13 protein-coding genes are annotated in these 13749 nt (G+C 55.8%); 9 read left to right on the top strand and 4 right to left on the bottom strand.

What is annotated here, in order from left to right; genetic code table 11:
• The first annotated feature begins 75 nt into the window (after positions 1 to 75).
• The 4 genes from QMG90_RS16695 (at position 76) to psiF (ending at position 3660) form a co-directional block, all read left to right on the top strand.
• Positions 76 to 1269 (top strand): multidrug efflux MFS transporter, encoded by a 1194-nt coding sequence (locus QMG90_RS16695; protein WP_283280765.1) that lies wholly within the window; start codon positions 76 to 78, stop codon positions 1267 to 1269.
• Positions 1270 to 1470: 201 nt separating this feature from the next.
• Positions 1471 to 1731 (top strand): anti-adapter protein IraP, encoded by a 261-nt coding sequence (iraP, locus tag QMG90_RS16690; RefSeq protein WP_283280763.1) that lies wholly within the window; start codon positions 1471 to 1473, stop codon positions 1729 to 1731.
• 85 nt (positions 1732 to 1816) lie between these two features.
• Positions 1817 to 3247 carry an alkaline phosphatase gene (phoA, locus tag QMG90_RS16685; protein WP_283280762.1) on the top strand — a complete coding sequence of 477 codons (1431 nt, stop codon included), beginning with the start codon at positions 1817 to 1819 and terminating at the stop codon, positions 3245 to 3247.
• Between the two features lie 92 nt (positions 3248 to 3339).
• Positions 3340 to 3660 (top strand): phosphate starvation-inducible protein PsiF, encoded by a 321-nt coding sequence (gene psiF, locus QMG90_RS16680; protein WP_283280761.1) that lies wholly within the window; start codon positions 3340 to 3342, stop codon positions 3658 to 3660.
• Between the two features lie 53 nt (positions 3661 to 3713).
• Here the strand turns inward: psiF and proC are convergent, their stop codons facing one another.
• The gene (gene proC, locus QMG90_RS16675) at positions 3714 to 4523 is read right to left on the bottom strand and encodes a pyrroline-5-carboxylate reductase (protein ID WP_283280760.1); all 810 of its coding nucleotides are present in this window, start codon (positions 4521 to 4523) and stop codon (positions 3714 to 3716) included.
• Positions 4524 to 4633: 110 nt separating this feature from the next.
• Between proC and QMG90_RS16670 the strand changes: the two genes are divergently transcribed.
• The 4 genes from QMG90_RS16670 (at position 4634) to ppnP (ending at position 7287) form a co-directional block, all read left to right on the top strand.
• A complete protein-coding gene (locus tag QMG90_RS16670; protein WP_283280758.1) occupies positions 4634 to 5092 on the top strand; it encodes a YaiI/YqxD family protein in 459 nt (152 codons plus the stop codon).
• Between the two features lie 254 nt (positions 5093 to 5346).
• Entirely contained in the window at positions 5347 to 5871 is a 525-nt protein-coding gene (gene aroL / locus QMG90_RS16665) for a shikimate kinase AroL (RefSeq protein WP_283280757.1), read from the top strand.
• A 375-nt stretch (positions 5872 to 6246) separates the two neighbouring features.
• Positions 6247 to 6924, top strand: coding sequence for an AroM family protein (locus QMG90_RS16660; protein ID WP_283280756.1), 678 nt, complete (start codon positions 6247 to 6249; stop codon positions 6922 to 6924).
• Between the two features lie 75 nt (positions 6925 to 6999).
• Complete coding sequence (gene ppnP / locus QMG90_RS16655) at positions 7000 to 7287, top strand: pyrimidine/purine nucleoside phosphorylase (RefSeq protein ID WP_283280755.1); 288 nt, start codon at positions 7000 to 7002, stop codon at positions 7285 to 7287.
• A 30-nt stretch (positions 7288 to 7317) separates the two neighbouring features.
• Here the strand turns inward: ppnP and rdgC are convergent, their stop codons facing one another.
• Entirely contained in the window at positions 7318 to 8232 is a 915-nt protein-coding gene (gene rdgC, locus QMG90_RS16650) for a recombination-associated protein RdgC (RefSeq protein ID WP_283280753.1), read from the bottom strand.
• 92 nt (positions 8233 to 8324) lie between these two features.
• Here rdgC and mak point away from each other — a divergent pair, with 92 nt between their 5' ends.
• Positions 8325 to 9230, top strand: a complete 906-nt coding sequence (gene mak / locus QMG90_RS16645; protein WP_283280752.1) for a fructokinase — start codon at positions 8325 to 8327, stop codon at positions 9228 to 9230.
• Between the two features lie 56 nt (positions 9231 to 9286).
• Here the strand turns inward: mak and sbcC are convergent, their stop codons facing one another.
• Together sbcC and sbcD are read right to left on the bottom strand one after the other, a co-directional pair.
• Positions 9287 to 12427, bottom strand: coding sequence for an exonuclease subunit SbcC (gene sbcC, locus QMG90_RS16640; protein ID WP_283280751.1), 3141 nt, complete (start codon positions 12425 to 12427; stop codon positions 9287 to 9289).
• Positions 12424 to 13626 (bottom strand): exonuclease subunit SbcD, encoded by a 1203-nt coding sequence (gene sbcD / locus QMG90_RS16635; protein WP_283280750.1) that lies wholly within the window; start codon positions 13624 to 13626, stop codon positions 12424 to 12426. Before sbcD ends, sbcC begins: the two co-directional genes overlap by 4 nt.
• Between the last annotated feature and the right edge of the window lie 123 nt (positions 13627 to 13749).

Below are 13749 nucleotides of genomic sequence, written 5' to 3'. Positions count from 1 at the left end.
CTAACGCAAGATTTCCCGGTCGGTGTATTGCTAAGCTGACTAATCAATTTATAAGGTGAATGAAAACGCGCAGTTATGGAATCCTGGAAGGTTAACCTCATCTCAGTCTGGTTTGGGTGTTTTTTTACCGGGCTGGCTATCAGCCAAATCTTGCCGTTTCTTCCCCTGTATGTTTCACAACTGGGCGTAACGTCTCACGAAGCTCTGTCGATGTGGTCCGGGTTGACCTTTAGCGTCACGTTTCTGGTTTCCGCCATTGTTTCCCCGATGTGGGGTAGCCTCGCGGATCGTAAAGGTCGCAAGCTCATGCTGCTGCGCGCGTCGCTCGGCATGGCGATTGCCATCCTGTTACAGGCATTTGCTACCAACGTCTGGCAACTGTTTATTCTGCGCGCGATCATGGGGCTGACCTCCGGGTACATTCCGAACGCGATGGCGCTCGTTGCCTCTCAGGTGCCGCGGGAGCGCAGCGGCTGGGCGCTCAGTACGTTATCGACGGCACAAATCAGCGGTGTGATTGGCGGTCCGTTGTTGGGCGGGTTCCTGGCGGACCATGTCGGCCTGCGTGCGGTGTTTTTTATTACGGCGATCCTGCTGACTGTCAGTTTTCTGGTCACGCTGTTCCTCATTAAAGAGAGCGCCCGCCCGTCCATCAGCAAAGAGGAGCGCCTGAGCGGAAAAGCGGTATTCGCCACGTTGCCGTATCCGGGGTTGGTGATTTGCCTGTTCGTCACGACGATGGTCATTCAATTATGTAATGGATCGATTGGCCCCATTCTGGCGCTGTTTATTAAATCCATGGCGCCTGACAGCAATAATATCGCTTTCCTCAGTGGGATGATCGCCGCCGTGCCGGGGATCTCGGCGCTTATCTCCGCGCCGCGACTGGGTAAACTGGGCGACCGCATCGGTACCGGACGCATTCTTCTCGCTACGCTATGCTGTGCCGTGGTGATGTTTTTCGCCATGTCGTTTGTAACCTCGCCGTTGCAACTCGGTATTCTGCGTTTCTTATTAGGCTTTGCCGATGGCGCAATGCTGCCGGCGGTGCAAACGCTACTGCTCAAATATTCCAGTGACCAGGTGACAGGGCGTATATTCGGGTACAACCAGTCATTTATGTATCTGGGAAATGTCGCGGGTCCGTTAATGGGCGCCTCGGTATCGGCAATGGCGGGTTTCCGTTGGGTCTTTATCGCCACGGCCATTGTGGTGCTGATAAACTTATTCCCGCTGCGATTTGCGCTGCGTCGCGCGGCTAAAAAATAATACTTACTCTGTCGTAAACCATTTCCTTATAATATCAACGAATAAAATCGACGTTCGATGATTATCCGTTGCCATAGAAACGTTTCGCTATTGTTTTCATCTGACATTTTTTCTATTTCATGCAAAATAGATGCGACTTTTATCAGGCATATTCGAAAAACTGTGTTAATGTCGAAATCCCTCTGAAAAGGAAATAGCACCATGAAAAATCTTATTGCAGAGTTGTTGGTGAAGCTTGCAGAAAAAGAAGAGGAAGCGAAAGAGTTGACCGCCCAGGTTGAGGCGCTGGAAATAGTCATGACCGCGCTGCTCCGGCATATGGAAAAGAAGCAATTCGATGCGCTGGTTACCGATGTCGAATCCGCGCTGGATCAAGCCGATCCCAGGCCCTATGTTCCTGAGCGTGATATGGAAATATTAAGGCAATATCTAAATAAGTTGTTAAGGCATCCGCGTAGCTAACGCGCCGCGCTGACGTGGCGGATGCTGTCATAAGAGTGTCATCTGCCTTTTATAAAGTCTCCTTGTTTTTAAAAGTATTTATTACATGGAGAAGATAAAAGTGAGATACAGCGCAATATTCATCGCATTATTACCTCTGCTTACCGCTCCGGTTATTGGTGCCGAAACGACATCAACGGCCGTGCTGGATAACCGTGCTGCGCAGGGGGATATCACTACGCCTGGTGGAGCCCGTCGTTTATCTGCTGACCAGACCGAAGCGATCCGCGCTTCAATTAACAGCGGTCAGGCAAAGAATATTATTCTGCTGATTGGCGACGGTATGGGTGATTCAGAAATTACAGCCGCCCGAAATTATGCCGAAGGGGCTGGCGGTTATTTTAAAGGGATTGATGCATTACCTCTCACTGGTCAATATACGCATTACGCATTAGATAAGAAAACGGGCAAACCGGATTACGTCACGGACTCCGCCGCTTCCGCCACTGCATGGAGCACCGGGGTGAAAACTTATAACGGCGCGCTGGGTGTGGATATTCACGAAAAAGACCACCCCACGATTCTTGAAATGGCAAAAGCGGCGGGTTTAAAAACCGGTAACGTCTCTACGGCAGAATTGCAGGATGCGACACCTGCGGCACTGGTTTCGCATGTCACGTCGCGCAAATGTTACGGTCCGGGCGTGACCAGTGAGCAGTGTCCGACCAACGCGCTGGAAAAAGGCGGTAAAGGCTCGATTACCGAACAACTGCTGAATGCGCGTGCAGACGTCACTCTGGGCGGCGGCGCGAAAACCTTCGCCGAAACGGCGATTGCCGGCGAATGGCAGGGCAAAACGCTGCGCGAGCAGGCCCAGGCGCGAGGCTACCAGTTAGTCAGCGATGCAAGCTCACTGGCTGCCATCACCGAAGCTAATCAGGATAAACCGCTGCTGGGGTTGTTCGCCGACGGTAACATGCCGGTGCGCTGGGAAGGACCGAAAGCCTCATTCCATGGCAATATCGACAAACCGGCTGTGACCTGTACGCCGAATCCGAAACGTGACGCGAGCGTACCGACGCTGGCGCAAATGACTGAAAAGGCCATTTCCCTGCTCAGCAACGGCGAGAAAGGCTTCTTCCTGCAGGTTGAAGGTGCATCCATCGACAAGCAGGATCACGCGGCAAATCCGTGTGGTCAGATTGGCGAAACGGTAGACCTGGACGAAGCTGTGCAAAAGGCGCTGGAGTTTGCCAAAAAAGACGGCAACACGCTGGTCATCGTCACCGCTGATCATGCACACGCCAGCCAGATCATCCCGGCGGACACCAAAGCGCCAGGCCTGTCGCAAGCGCTGAACACCAAAGATGGCGCAGTCATGGCAATGACCTACGGCAACTCTGAAGAAGAGTCCATGGAGCATACCGGTGCGCAGCTTCGCATCGCTGCTTATGGTCCGCATGCCGCGAATGTCATTGGCTTGACCGATCAGACCGACCTTTTCTACACCATGAAAGAAGCGCTGGCACTGAAATAATGGAAAACCCGGCAGTGAAAACGCGCTGCCGGGTGGTTTTTTTGCCGTAACCGACCAGACTTACAGGGAATAACTCTCAGAAGGATTGTCCGATGAAAATGACATTACTGGTGACGTTGCTCTTTGGCATGGTAGTGATGACGACGGTGAATGCGGCGGAGAAAACCTTAACGCCACAGCAGCAGAGAATGGCTACCTGCAACCAGCAGGCGACCGCAAAAACGCTGAAAGGCGATGCGCGGAAAACCTATATGAGTGATTGCCTGAAGAACGGCGCGTCGGCGTCAAACGAGAAAAGCCTGACGCCGCAGCAGCAGAAAATGCGTGAATGCAACTCACAGGCGACGCAGCAGTCACTCAAAGGGGACGATCGCAGTAAGTTTATGAGCGCCTGCCTGAAGAAACAGGGTTAATCCTTATCACGTCGGGTGAGCGGTGTGACATCGCACCCGACGTGTTTATCCCATCAGGATTTGCTCAGCTGTTCCGATTTTTCCATGCATTTCACCATCGCTTCAATTACTGCGGCGCGGAAACCTCGCTCTTCCAGAACGCGTACGGCTTCGATGGTTGTACCTGCAGGCGAGCACACCATGTCTTTCAGTTCGCCCGGGTGTTTTCCTGTCTCGAGCACCATTTTGGCGGAGCCCATTACTGCCTGCGCGGCGAATTTATAGGCCTGCGCGCGTGGCATGCCACCCAGCACGGCGGCATCGGCCATCGCTTCAATAAACATGAAAACGTACGCCGGTGCGGAGCCGCTGACGCCGACGACCGGGTGGATCATCGGTTCGGCAATCACTTCCGCTTCGCCGAAGCAGCGGAAAATGTTCAGCACATCGGCGGTATCTTCCGGCGTGACCAGTGCGTTTGGCGTCACCGACGTCATGCCAGCGTTCACCAACGACGGGGTATTCGGCATTGCGCGGACGATTTTGCGATCATGACCCAGCGCACGGGCGAGTTGTTCAAGCGTGACGCCTGCCGCGATGGAGACGACGAGGGAATCTTTATTCAGGCTGGAGGCGATATCACTCAGTACTTTGACCATGATGCCCGGTTTTACGGCGCCAAAGACGATGTCCGCGATCTGCGCGACCTCCTGAGCACTCTGCGCGGCGTTGACCCCGAACTCATCATGCAGGGCGGCCACTTTGTCCGGCGATGGGGTATACACCCAAATCTGCCCTGGCATCACCTGCCCGCTGGCGATAAGCCCACCGAGAATGGCTTTGCCCATATTGCCGCAGCCGATAAAACCGATCTTTTTCTCCATCACGTTCTCCCTCAGCTCGTTTTATAGCGATATAGCTTAACATCTTGTGACTATCTCTGGCGGGAAAAGCACGAGATAATAGCCCGCTGACAGGATCTTCAGGAGTCACAATGGCTATTTGGGTGGATGCGGACGCATGTCCGAACGTCATCAAAGATATTCTTTTTCGTGCGGCCGAGCGGACGCAAATCCCGCTTACGCTGGTGGCGAACCAGAATTTGCGGGTGCCGCCGTCGCGCGTTATCAGGACACTGCGGGTGCCCGCCGGGTTCGACGTCGCGGATAACGAAATTGTGCGGCTCTGCCAGCCCGGCGATCTGGTGGTCACCGCGGATATTCCGCTGGCGGCGGAAGTGCTGGCAAAAGGCGGCGTGGCGCTTAATCCACGCGGTGAGCGTTACAGCGAAGCGACGATCCGCGAACGGTTGACGATGCGTGATTTTATGGACACACTCCGCGCCAGTGGTATTCAGACGGGCGGTCCGGACAGCTTATCGCAACGCGACCGGCAGCAGTTTGCCGCCGAGCTTGAGAAGTGGCTACTTAGCGTTAAACGTCAGCAGGATTAATCACCGTCTGGCACTGGCGTCAGGGTCATAAGGCTTGTCAAAAGCTGACGCTTTCATGTAATGTTGGCGAAACATAAATTGACCTGAAATGTTTACACTTTCGCGGGTTTTGGGCTATAAACAGCCCTTATTAGTGAACGTGTTAACATGAATCTGTAAAATTAATTTTACACGTAGACATGTATTCGTCCAATGGTACTTTTTTCTTTGAACGACCATCCCGCGCTTTGCGCTACCAGGGGGATCCCCAGGTTATGACACAACCTATATTTCTGATCGGTGCCCGCGGTTGCGGGAAAACGACCGTTGGTGAGGCGCTGACCCGCGCCTGCGGTTATACCTTTATCGACACCGACCAGGTATTACAGGCGAAGGCGCAGCGGTCTGTCGCCGAGATTGTTGAGCAAGAGGGCTGGTCAGCCTTTCGCGCACATGAAACGGCGACGCTGCAGTCGGTCACGCAGCCCGCAACGGTGATCGCCACCGGCGGCGGAATCATTCTTTCTCCTGTGAACTGCGATTTTATGCGCAGCCATGGTGTGGTGATCTACCTGAATGCGCCGGTTTCCGTGCTGGCGGAACGGCTGGAAGCCTTCCCGGAAGAGGCGCAGCGCCCGACATTGACCGGCAAACCGATCAGTGAAGAGGTGCATGAAGTGCTGGCGCAGCGTGACGCGCTCTATCGCCAGACTGCGCATCATGTGGTCGATGCCAGCGGCTCTCCGGAGCAGGTGGTTCGGGAAATCCTGATCGCATTACAGGTTGCTCGCGCCAGCTGATCTCCGTCATGGCCCCGTAGTGACGGGGCTAGCTTGCTGCTGATTCCTTTTCTTTTCTTACTGTGATTTGTCCTGAACGAGCAAAAATTGCGCCATTTGTGCTTTTCCTGCACGCCGAAATATGCCTGATACGCGGTGAATCACACTTTTCATTAATCGAAAGTGTTAATGAGAGGTTAAGCTCAGGATATTTCAGGTGAGTTTTGGAATCATTTGGAATCTTTACATTTCGATGGCCAGTGGAGATGCTACGCTTTTGAACGGTTCTTTTCATAACCAGAAAAAAGGCGGATATCTGTCGTAAGCCTGTATCAAAAGCAGTGGAAAGACTGTGCTCTGCCAGGGCGGACGCAGTCTGAAAGAAAGGTACATAACATGAGTGCAAGCCTGGCGATTCTTACTATTGGTGTCGTGCCAGTCAATGAGGCATTACCCTATCTGACCGAGAATATCAGGGAAGATCAAATCACTCATATCAGCCTGCTTGGCAAAATGACCCGTGAAGAGGTGATGGAAGATTATGGCGCTGAGCCCGGCGAAGAGATGATCGTGTCGTTACTGAACGACAACGAAAGAGTTTACGTGTCAAAAGCCAAAGTGGCGCGCGACCTGCAGGCCGTTATCGAGGTTTTAGATCAGCAGCATTATGATGTGATCCTGTTTATGAGCACCGCACCGATTACCAGTCTCGTCGCGCGCAATGCCATCCTGCTGGAGCCGTTGCGGATTATTCCGCCGCTGGTGGCGTCGATCGTCGATGGTCATCACGTCGGGGTGCTCGTGCCGTTAAAAGAGCTGATCCCCTCGCAACAACAGAAATGGCAGGTGCTGGAAAACCCGCCCCGTTTTGCGCTGGCGGACCCGATGCGGCATACCGATGCGCAACTGGTGGATGCCGGGCGCGAATTACTTGACAGCGGCGCGGATGTGCTGATGCTGGATTGTCTCGGTTATAGCCAGAAGCATCGCGATCTGCTGCAAAAGAAGCTGGATGTCCCGGTATTGTTGTCAAATATCCTGGTGGCGCGCCTGGCCGCTGAGCTGCTGGTGTAACGCGTTTTTTTGCGTGACAGCCCTTCACGCTGACCCCTATATTGAAAGCTTAACTTAAGCGATAAGGGCCAGTTTATGCTTCAAAGTAATGAATACTTTTCCGGCAAAGTGAAATCCATTGGATTTACCAGCAGCAGTACAGGCAAAGCCAGCGTTGGCGTGATGGCGGAAGGAGAGTACACCTTTGGAACCGCAGAGCCGGAAGAGATGACGGTGGTCAGCGGTGCGCTGCGCGTGCTGTTGCCAGGGGAAACTGAATGGAAAACCTATGAAGCCGGAGCGGTATTCCATGTGCCTGGCCACAGCGAGTTTCATCTGCAGGTCGCGGAGCCGACCTCGTATCTTTGCCGTTATCTGAAATAAAAAAATCCCGGCCTTGCGCCGGGATTATTCTTAGCGCTGGGCTTCGCCGCCCAGGCCTTCCACCAGATTCTGAATCAACGCGGCCAGCTCGCCGGTCATCAGGATGAAATCTGCATCAAAACGTTGGGCGTAATCTTCACGGTCGATGTCATCGTTCTGATCGCGCAGTTCATCGCTGAATTTCAGGCGCTTCAGCGAACCGTCGTCGCAAAGCACAAACTGGATGCGCTGCTGCCAGTCGAGCGCCAGTTTGGTCACCACTTTCCCGGCCTCGATATGCACCGCGATTTCATCACTCACCAGATCCTGTTTTTTCGCGCGGATCACGCCGCCATCTTCCAGCATCGCTTTCAGTTCGGCTTCGTCCAGCAGCTGGAACCCCTGGGCGACCGCACCGGAACGTACCCATTCGGTCAGCGTCAGTTCGATAGGATTCTCCAGCGACAGCGGCACTACCGGCAGCGAGCCGAGGGTTTTACGCAGCAGGGCGAGCGTGTCTTCAGCTTTCTTCGCGCTGGCGCAGTCCACCATGATCAGCCCGTTGACGGTATCAATCCACATCATCGTCTGACTGAAGCGGCTGAACGCGCGCGGCAGCAGGGAATGGAGCACTTCGTCTTTCAGGGAATCTTTTTCGGTTTTTTTCAGCTTGCGGCTCTGTTCGGCTTCCAGTTTCTGGATTTTGGCTTCCAGCGCCTGTTTGATCACCGGCGAAGGGAGGATCTTTTCCTCTTTACGCGCGCAGATGACTATCTGGCCGTTTGCCGTGTGCGTCAGCGCGTCACTGTTGTGTGAACCCATCGGCGGTACCCAGCCGGTTTTTGCCATATCCTGGCTACCGCACGGGGTGAATGCCAGTCCGGCTAACTGTTTCTCCATCTCTTCAGCACGCAGCGTGATGTCGCGGCTGAGACGGTAAACCATTACATTTTTGAACCACAGCATGTTAATTTCCACGGCAATGTTTGAAACCAGCGGGCATGATAGCGAATTGTCGCTACGCTTGCATTGTTAATCCGGATTCAGGGGAGCGTTCTGTGCGTATAGGCATTGATTTAGGCGGTACCAAAACCGAAGTGGTGGCACTCAGCGACCAGGGGAAACAGCTATTTCGTCATCGCCTGCCGACGCCGCGTGATGACTATCATCAGACCATTGAAACCATTGCGACGCTGGTGGCGATGGCGGAAAAAGAGACCGGCCAGCCGGGTACCGTCGGCATAGGCATTCCCGGCTCTATTTCGCCCTACACTGGCGTGGTAAAAAATGCCAATTCGACCTGGCTTAACGGGAAACCATTTGATAAGGATCTCAGCCAGCGTCTCAATCGCGACGTGCGTCTGGCAAACGACGCCAACTGCCTGGCGGTGTCAGAAGCGGTGGACGGTGCGGCGGCAGGGGCGCAAACGGTCTACGCGGTGATTATTGGTACCGGCTGCGGCGCAGGAGTGGCGATCAACGGTCGCTCGCATATCGGCGGCAACGGCACGGCGGGCGAGTGGGGGCATAATCCGCTGCCGTGGATGGACGATGACGAGTTGCGTTACCGCGCGGAAGTACCGTGCTACTGCGGGAAACAGGGTTGCATTGAAACTTTTATTTCCGGTACCGGGTTTGCCACTGATTATCAGCGGCTGAGCGGTCAGGCGCTAAAGGGAGATGAAATCATGCACCTGGTGGAGCAACAGGATCCGGTCGCGGAACTGGCGCTCAGCCGCTACGAACTGCGGCTGGCGAAGTCACTGGCGCACGTAGTGAATATTCTCGATCCGGACGTGATTGTCCTCGGCGGCGGCATGAGTAATGTGGATCGTCTGTACAAAACGGTGCCGGGGCTGGTGAAAAACGGGGTGTTTGGCGGCGAGTGCGAAACGCCGATCCGCAAAGCGGCGCATGGCGATTCCAGCGGCGTGCGCGGCGCCGCCTGGTTGTGGCCGCTGTAGCCTCACATACTGCAATCACCCGTAAGCCCGGCAAGCATAGCGCCCCGGGCTGGCGTTCACTCCACCGCGAAGGTTTTATCCAGCCGGCTGTAGCCCAGACCGTTAATTTTCTTCACTTTGATCTGCACCGGAATGCGCTCTTTCATCGCCTCAACGTGGCTGATGACGCCGATGATTTTGCCGCTGGCATTCAGCGCATCAAGCGCATCGAGTGCGGTATCCAGCGTTTCGCTATCCAGCGTGCCAAACCCTTCATCGAGGAACAGCGAGTCGATCCGCGTTTTGTGGCTGACCAGATCTGAAAGCGCCAGCGCCAGCGCGAGGCTGACGAGGAAGCTCTCGCCCCCGGACAGCGTGCGGGTATCGCGCACCGCATCGGCCTGCCAGGTATCGACCACTTCCAGCTCCAGCGCGTCGCTGGCTTTGCGCTGCAACAGATAGCGGCCATGCAGGCGGGTCAGTTGATGATTCGCCAGCCACACCAGATTGTCGAGCGTCAGCCCCTGGGCAAATTTGCGGAATTTATCACCTTCTTTTGAACCGATCAGCGCGTTGAGCCAGCTCCAGTCCTCCACCTGCCGGGTGGCCTGGGTGATTTTCTCCATCAGCGCCTGCTGATACTGCCGGTTGTCGGCATCCTGTTTCAGTTGCTGGCGGATCTCCCCCTGTAGCGAGGTGTTTTCGCGCAGTTGTTGCGTGAAGTGCTGCAACTGTTGCTGTAACTCGTCAAGCGGTCGTGTGGCATCCAGCGCGGCGGGTGGTGTTTGCTGATGCTGCTGCAGCGCCGCCTGCGCCTGTTCTGCCAGCGTCTGCCCTTGTTGAACCGCTTTCTCCAGCTCTGTTTTCAACTGTTCCAGCGTCTGGCGAGTGTTCTCATCAAGCAGGGCGGCCAGAAAAGCGGGTTGATCGGCAAACGGGCTGGCGACGAGCGCGTCGGTAAACTGTTTCTGCAACGCGGTCAGTCGTTCGTTCTCCAGCGCTTCCTGCTGCTGGCGCGTTTGCCACTGGCTGTGCAACGACACGCAGTCATGATGCACCTGCTGCCAGCCATCAAGCGGCGCAGGCTCCAGTGTCTCTTCCGTAGCAGGTTTTGGCAGCGTTTCCAGCAACGGAACCAGCGCGCTACGCTGTTGCTGGAGCGTCTGTTGCTCCGTTTGCTGCGTCTGCCACTGACGGGCATCTTCATTGCGCGCCGCCAGCCAGTGCGTTTCTTCGCCAGTCGCGGGCAGCGTCAGGTTAAACGGGCGGAGCGCGTCGTCGAGCACCTGTAAACGCGCCTCACCTTCCTGCGTCAGCTGCTCATATTGCTGCTGTAATTCGTTGATCTGACTCTGCAGGCTGAGCCGCTGGCTGGCCTGCCAGAGTTGCTGTTCTTCATCGTCCTGCTGTTTCAGCCAGCCGGCGATATCGTCCGTGGGTGACAGCGTGATCTGTAGTTCGCTGATCACCTGTTGCCATTGTGCCGTGAGCGCGAGCGTTTGCTGGCGCAGAGCGTCCGCTTCCTGCGTGTCATTTTGCGTCTGCTTCTGCAACGCCTCCAGTTGCCCCCGCAGCGCCGCGCCTTCCTCTTTCAGCTTATTAACTTCGCGCTCAAGTTCATCGCGGCGAGCCTGATTCACGCCGGGAACGATGGCCTGATATTCCGCCACTGCCGGATGTTCCGTTGAGCCGCACAGCGGGCAGGGCAGCCCGGCTTGCAAACGCGCGCGCTCCGCTTCCAGCTTCACAATGGTGGCTTCCTGCTCGCACAGGGTACGCACGTCAACATACTGCTGCTGTTTTTCTTTATAGTGCTGGCGTCGCTGTTGCAGTTGGGTTTCCATTTGCGCCTGCTCGTTCTGGCGCGCGATTAACCCTTCCTGCAACCGTTGTAAGCGTTGTTGCAGCGGTAAAAACTGGCCGTGCAGGGCAGCGAGTTGCTGACGTTGCGGTCGCAGGGCGCTGTGTTGCGCCAGTGCTCGCGCGAGGGCATCGCCGTCCAGCGTCAGGCCGGAATCTGGCAGCGCCAGGCGTTTTTGCTCCAGCTCATGTTGTTTTTGCCGCAGCGTGGCGAGTTGCGCGCCATCCCGCGAGAGCTGGGAGAAAGTGGCCTGCCAGCCGCTCAGCATCGTTGCCAACTGGCGAAAGTGTTCATGCTGTTCGATCCAGTCTGCGACGCGTTTTTCCTGTTCGCGCAAGGCACTGTGCTGCTGTTCGGCGCTGCGCCAGATGCGGTCACGCAAGCGCAGCGAGGCGTGTAAGCGAGTATTTACTTCCTCGCTCTGCCGACGGGTGTCAGCGACTGTCGCCGTCTGTTCTTGCAGGCGCGTCCATAGCGGGCGTAACTGTTCGGCAGGTTGCGTGCGGGTCAGGGTCTCCAGTTGTGGTTGCGCCGCCACTAACGCCTGTTGTGCGTCGCGTAAGCGGGTCTGGCTAAGCTGCTGCTGAGTTTCCAGCTCCTGCTGGCGGTGGAGCCACTGGAGCTGCGTCTGCAACTGTGCCTGAGCAGTCAGCGTCTGCTGTTCTTCCGTAGTAAGTGCCTGCAAACGTTGCTGCAACGCCTGCTGTTGCTCGTCGCTGAGCATCTGCACGCCGGATGCCTGCGCCTGCCATTTTTCCAGTTCGGTACGGGCATTTTTGTGTTTTTCGAACACCATCGCCGAAATTTGCCCGTAGATTTCCGTGCCGGTCAGCTCTTCGAGCAATTCAGCCCGCTCTTTGGGTTTTGCGTTAAGAAAGGCAGCGAATTGCCCCTGCGACAGCAGCATCGAACGGGTGAAACGGCCATAATCGAGCCCGGTCAGCGAGGCGGTCAGATCCAGCTTGTCTTTGACTTTATCTGCCAGAATTTTGCCGTCTTCGCTGCGGGCGAGCTCCACCCGCGGTGCCTGTAAATTTCCGTCCGGCTGATTACGCGCGCGGTTCTGACTCCAGAAGGCACGGTAACTGACCCCTTTAACCTCGAATTCCACCTCCGCCAGACACTCGGCGGTGTCGCGGGTCATCAGATCATTTTGCGATTGTGAGACGGTGTTCAGACGCGGGGTTTCGTGGTAAAGCGCGAGGCAGATGGCGTCCAGCAGCGTGGTTTTCCCTGCGCCGGTCGGGCCGGTGATGGCAAACAAACCGTTGCTGGCGAACGGCTCGGCGGTGAAGTCGATTTTCCATTCACCTTTGAGGGAGTTGATATTTTTAAGTCGCAGGCTGAGGATTTTCATGCGTTTTCCTCCCCGGACAGGCTGTGCAGGGTCTCATCGAACAACTGTCGCAGGCGCGCCTGTTGGTCCTCCTCCAGCGTTTCCAGTGCGAGGCGGCGGGCAAACACTTCTTCCACCCGCAGTTCGCTCAGGGATTCACGCTTCTCACTGGCGATGATCCGCTCCCGCTGTTCGCGGCTACGGCGAATAAGGAGCACCTCAACCGGCAAATCTTCGGTGAGGGTCTGAATTTTGCGTTGTAGATCGTGCAGGTATTCGTCGCTGCTGATTTCGATATCCAGCCACACCGGCACTGTTTCTGTACGGTTGCGCCACTCGCCAAGCTGGGCGCTGATACTGGCGAAATCGCCTTTGATCACCGCCAGCGGCTGCGTCACCGGCACCTCAAGCGTATCGACTTGCGCCAGTTTGCCGCCGCTGAAACTCACCAGGTGGACGCTTTTGCGTTTTCCGGTTTCGTCAAAACTCAGGGCAATCGGTGAGCCACAGTAGCGAATATGCTCGCTGCCGCCGATCTGCTGCGCGCGGTGGATATGGCCGAGAGCGATGTAATCAGCAGCGGGGAAATTCTGCGCCGGAAAGGCGTCAAGCGTGCCGATGTAGATATCGCGTACTGCATCGCTTTTACTGGCGCCGACAGTGGTGAGGTGGCCGCTGGCGATAATCGGCAACGCGCGGTTGCCACGCAGCGCAACAGCCTGCTGGTGTTGCTGATGATAGTAATCGGTAATGGCAGCCAGCAGGTGCTGCTGTTTTTCGCTGCCAGAATGCCCGGCCTGACTGGTGACGATATCGCGCGGGCGCAGGAAAGGCACCGGGCAGAAAATCGCCCCCACGGTGCCGTCGTGGCGCTTCAGTTCAAAAGGGGCGCAGCCCGCGCTGGCAACCACCGTGGTATTCAGAAACGCGAGGATATCGCGCGATTCATTAAGCGTCGCGACAGAGTCATGGTTGCCGGCAAGCACCACCAGATGACAGCCGGTTTGCTGGAGCTTCACGACAAAGCGGTTATAGAGTTCGCGCGCATAGCTTGGCGGCGAACCAGTATCAAAAATATCGCCTGCAACAATAATGGCATCAACCTGTTGTTCTTCTGCGGTCAGCAGCAGCCAGTCAAGAAATGCCTCGTGTTCGGCAGCACGGCTCTTGCTGTAAAAGTTCTGGCCGAGGTGCCAGTCTGAGGTGTGGATGATGCGCATAGTGGGTCCGTAGCAGAGAAGCGTAGCGCCGATTATAAACATTCAACGCGGGTGGGGTCGACGGGTGTCATAATCTCCGGGTGTGACTATCATAAGACGGTCATCTTTTCATAAATCTGTCAT

The organism is Trabulsiella odontotermitis (assembly GCF_030053895.1).
Lineage (GTDB): Bacteria > Pseudomonadota > Gammaproteobacteria > Enterobacterales > Enterobacteriaceae > Trabulsiella > Trabulsiella odontotermitis_C.
The sequence above is the reverse complement of the archived record's forward strand: the minus strand, read 5'-3'. Positions and strand labels throughout refer to the sequence as shown.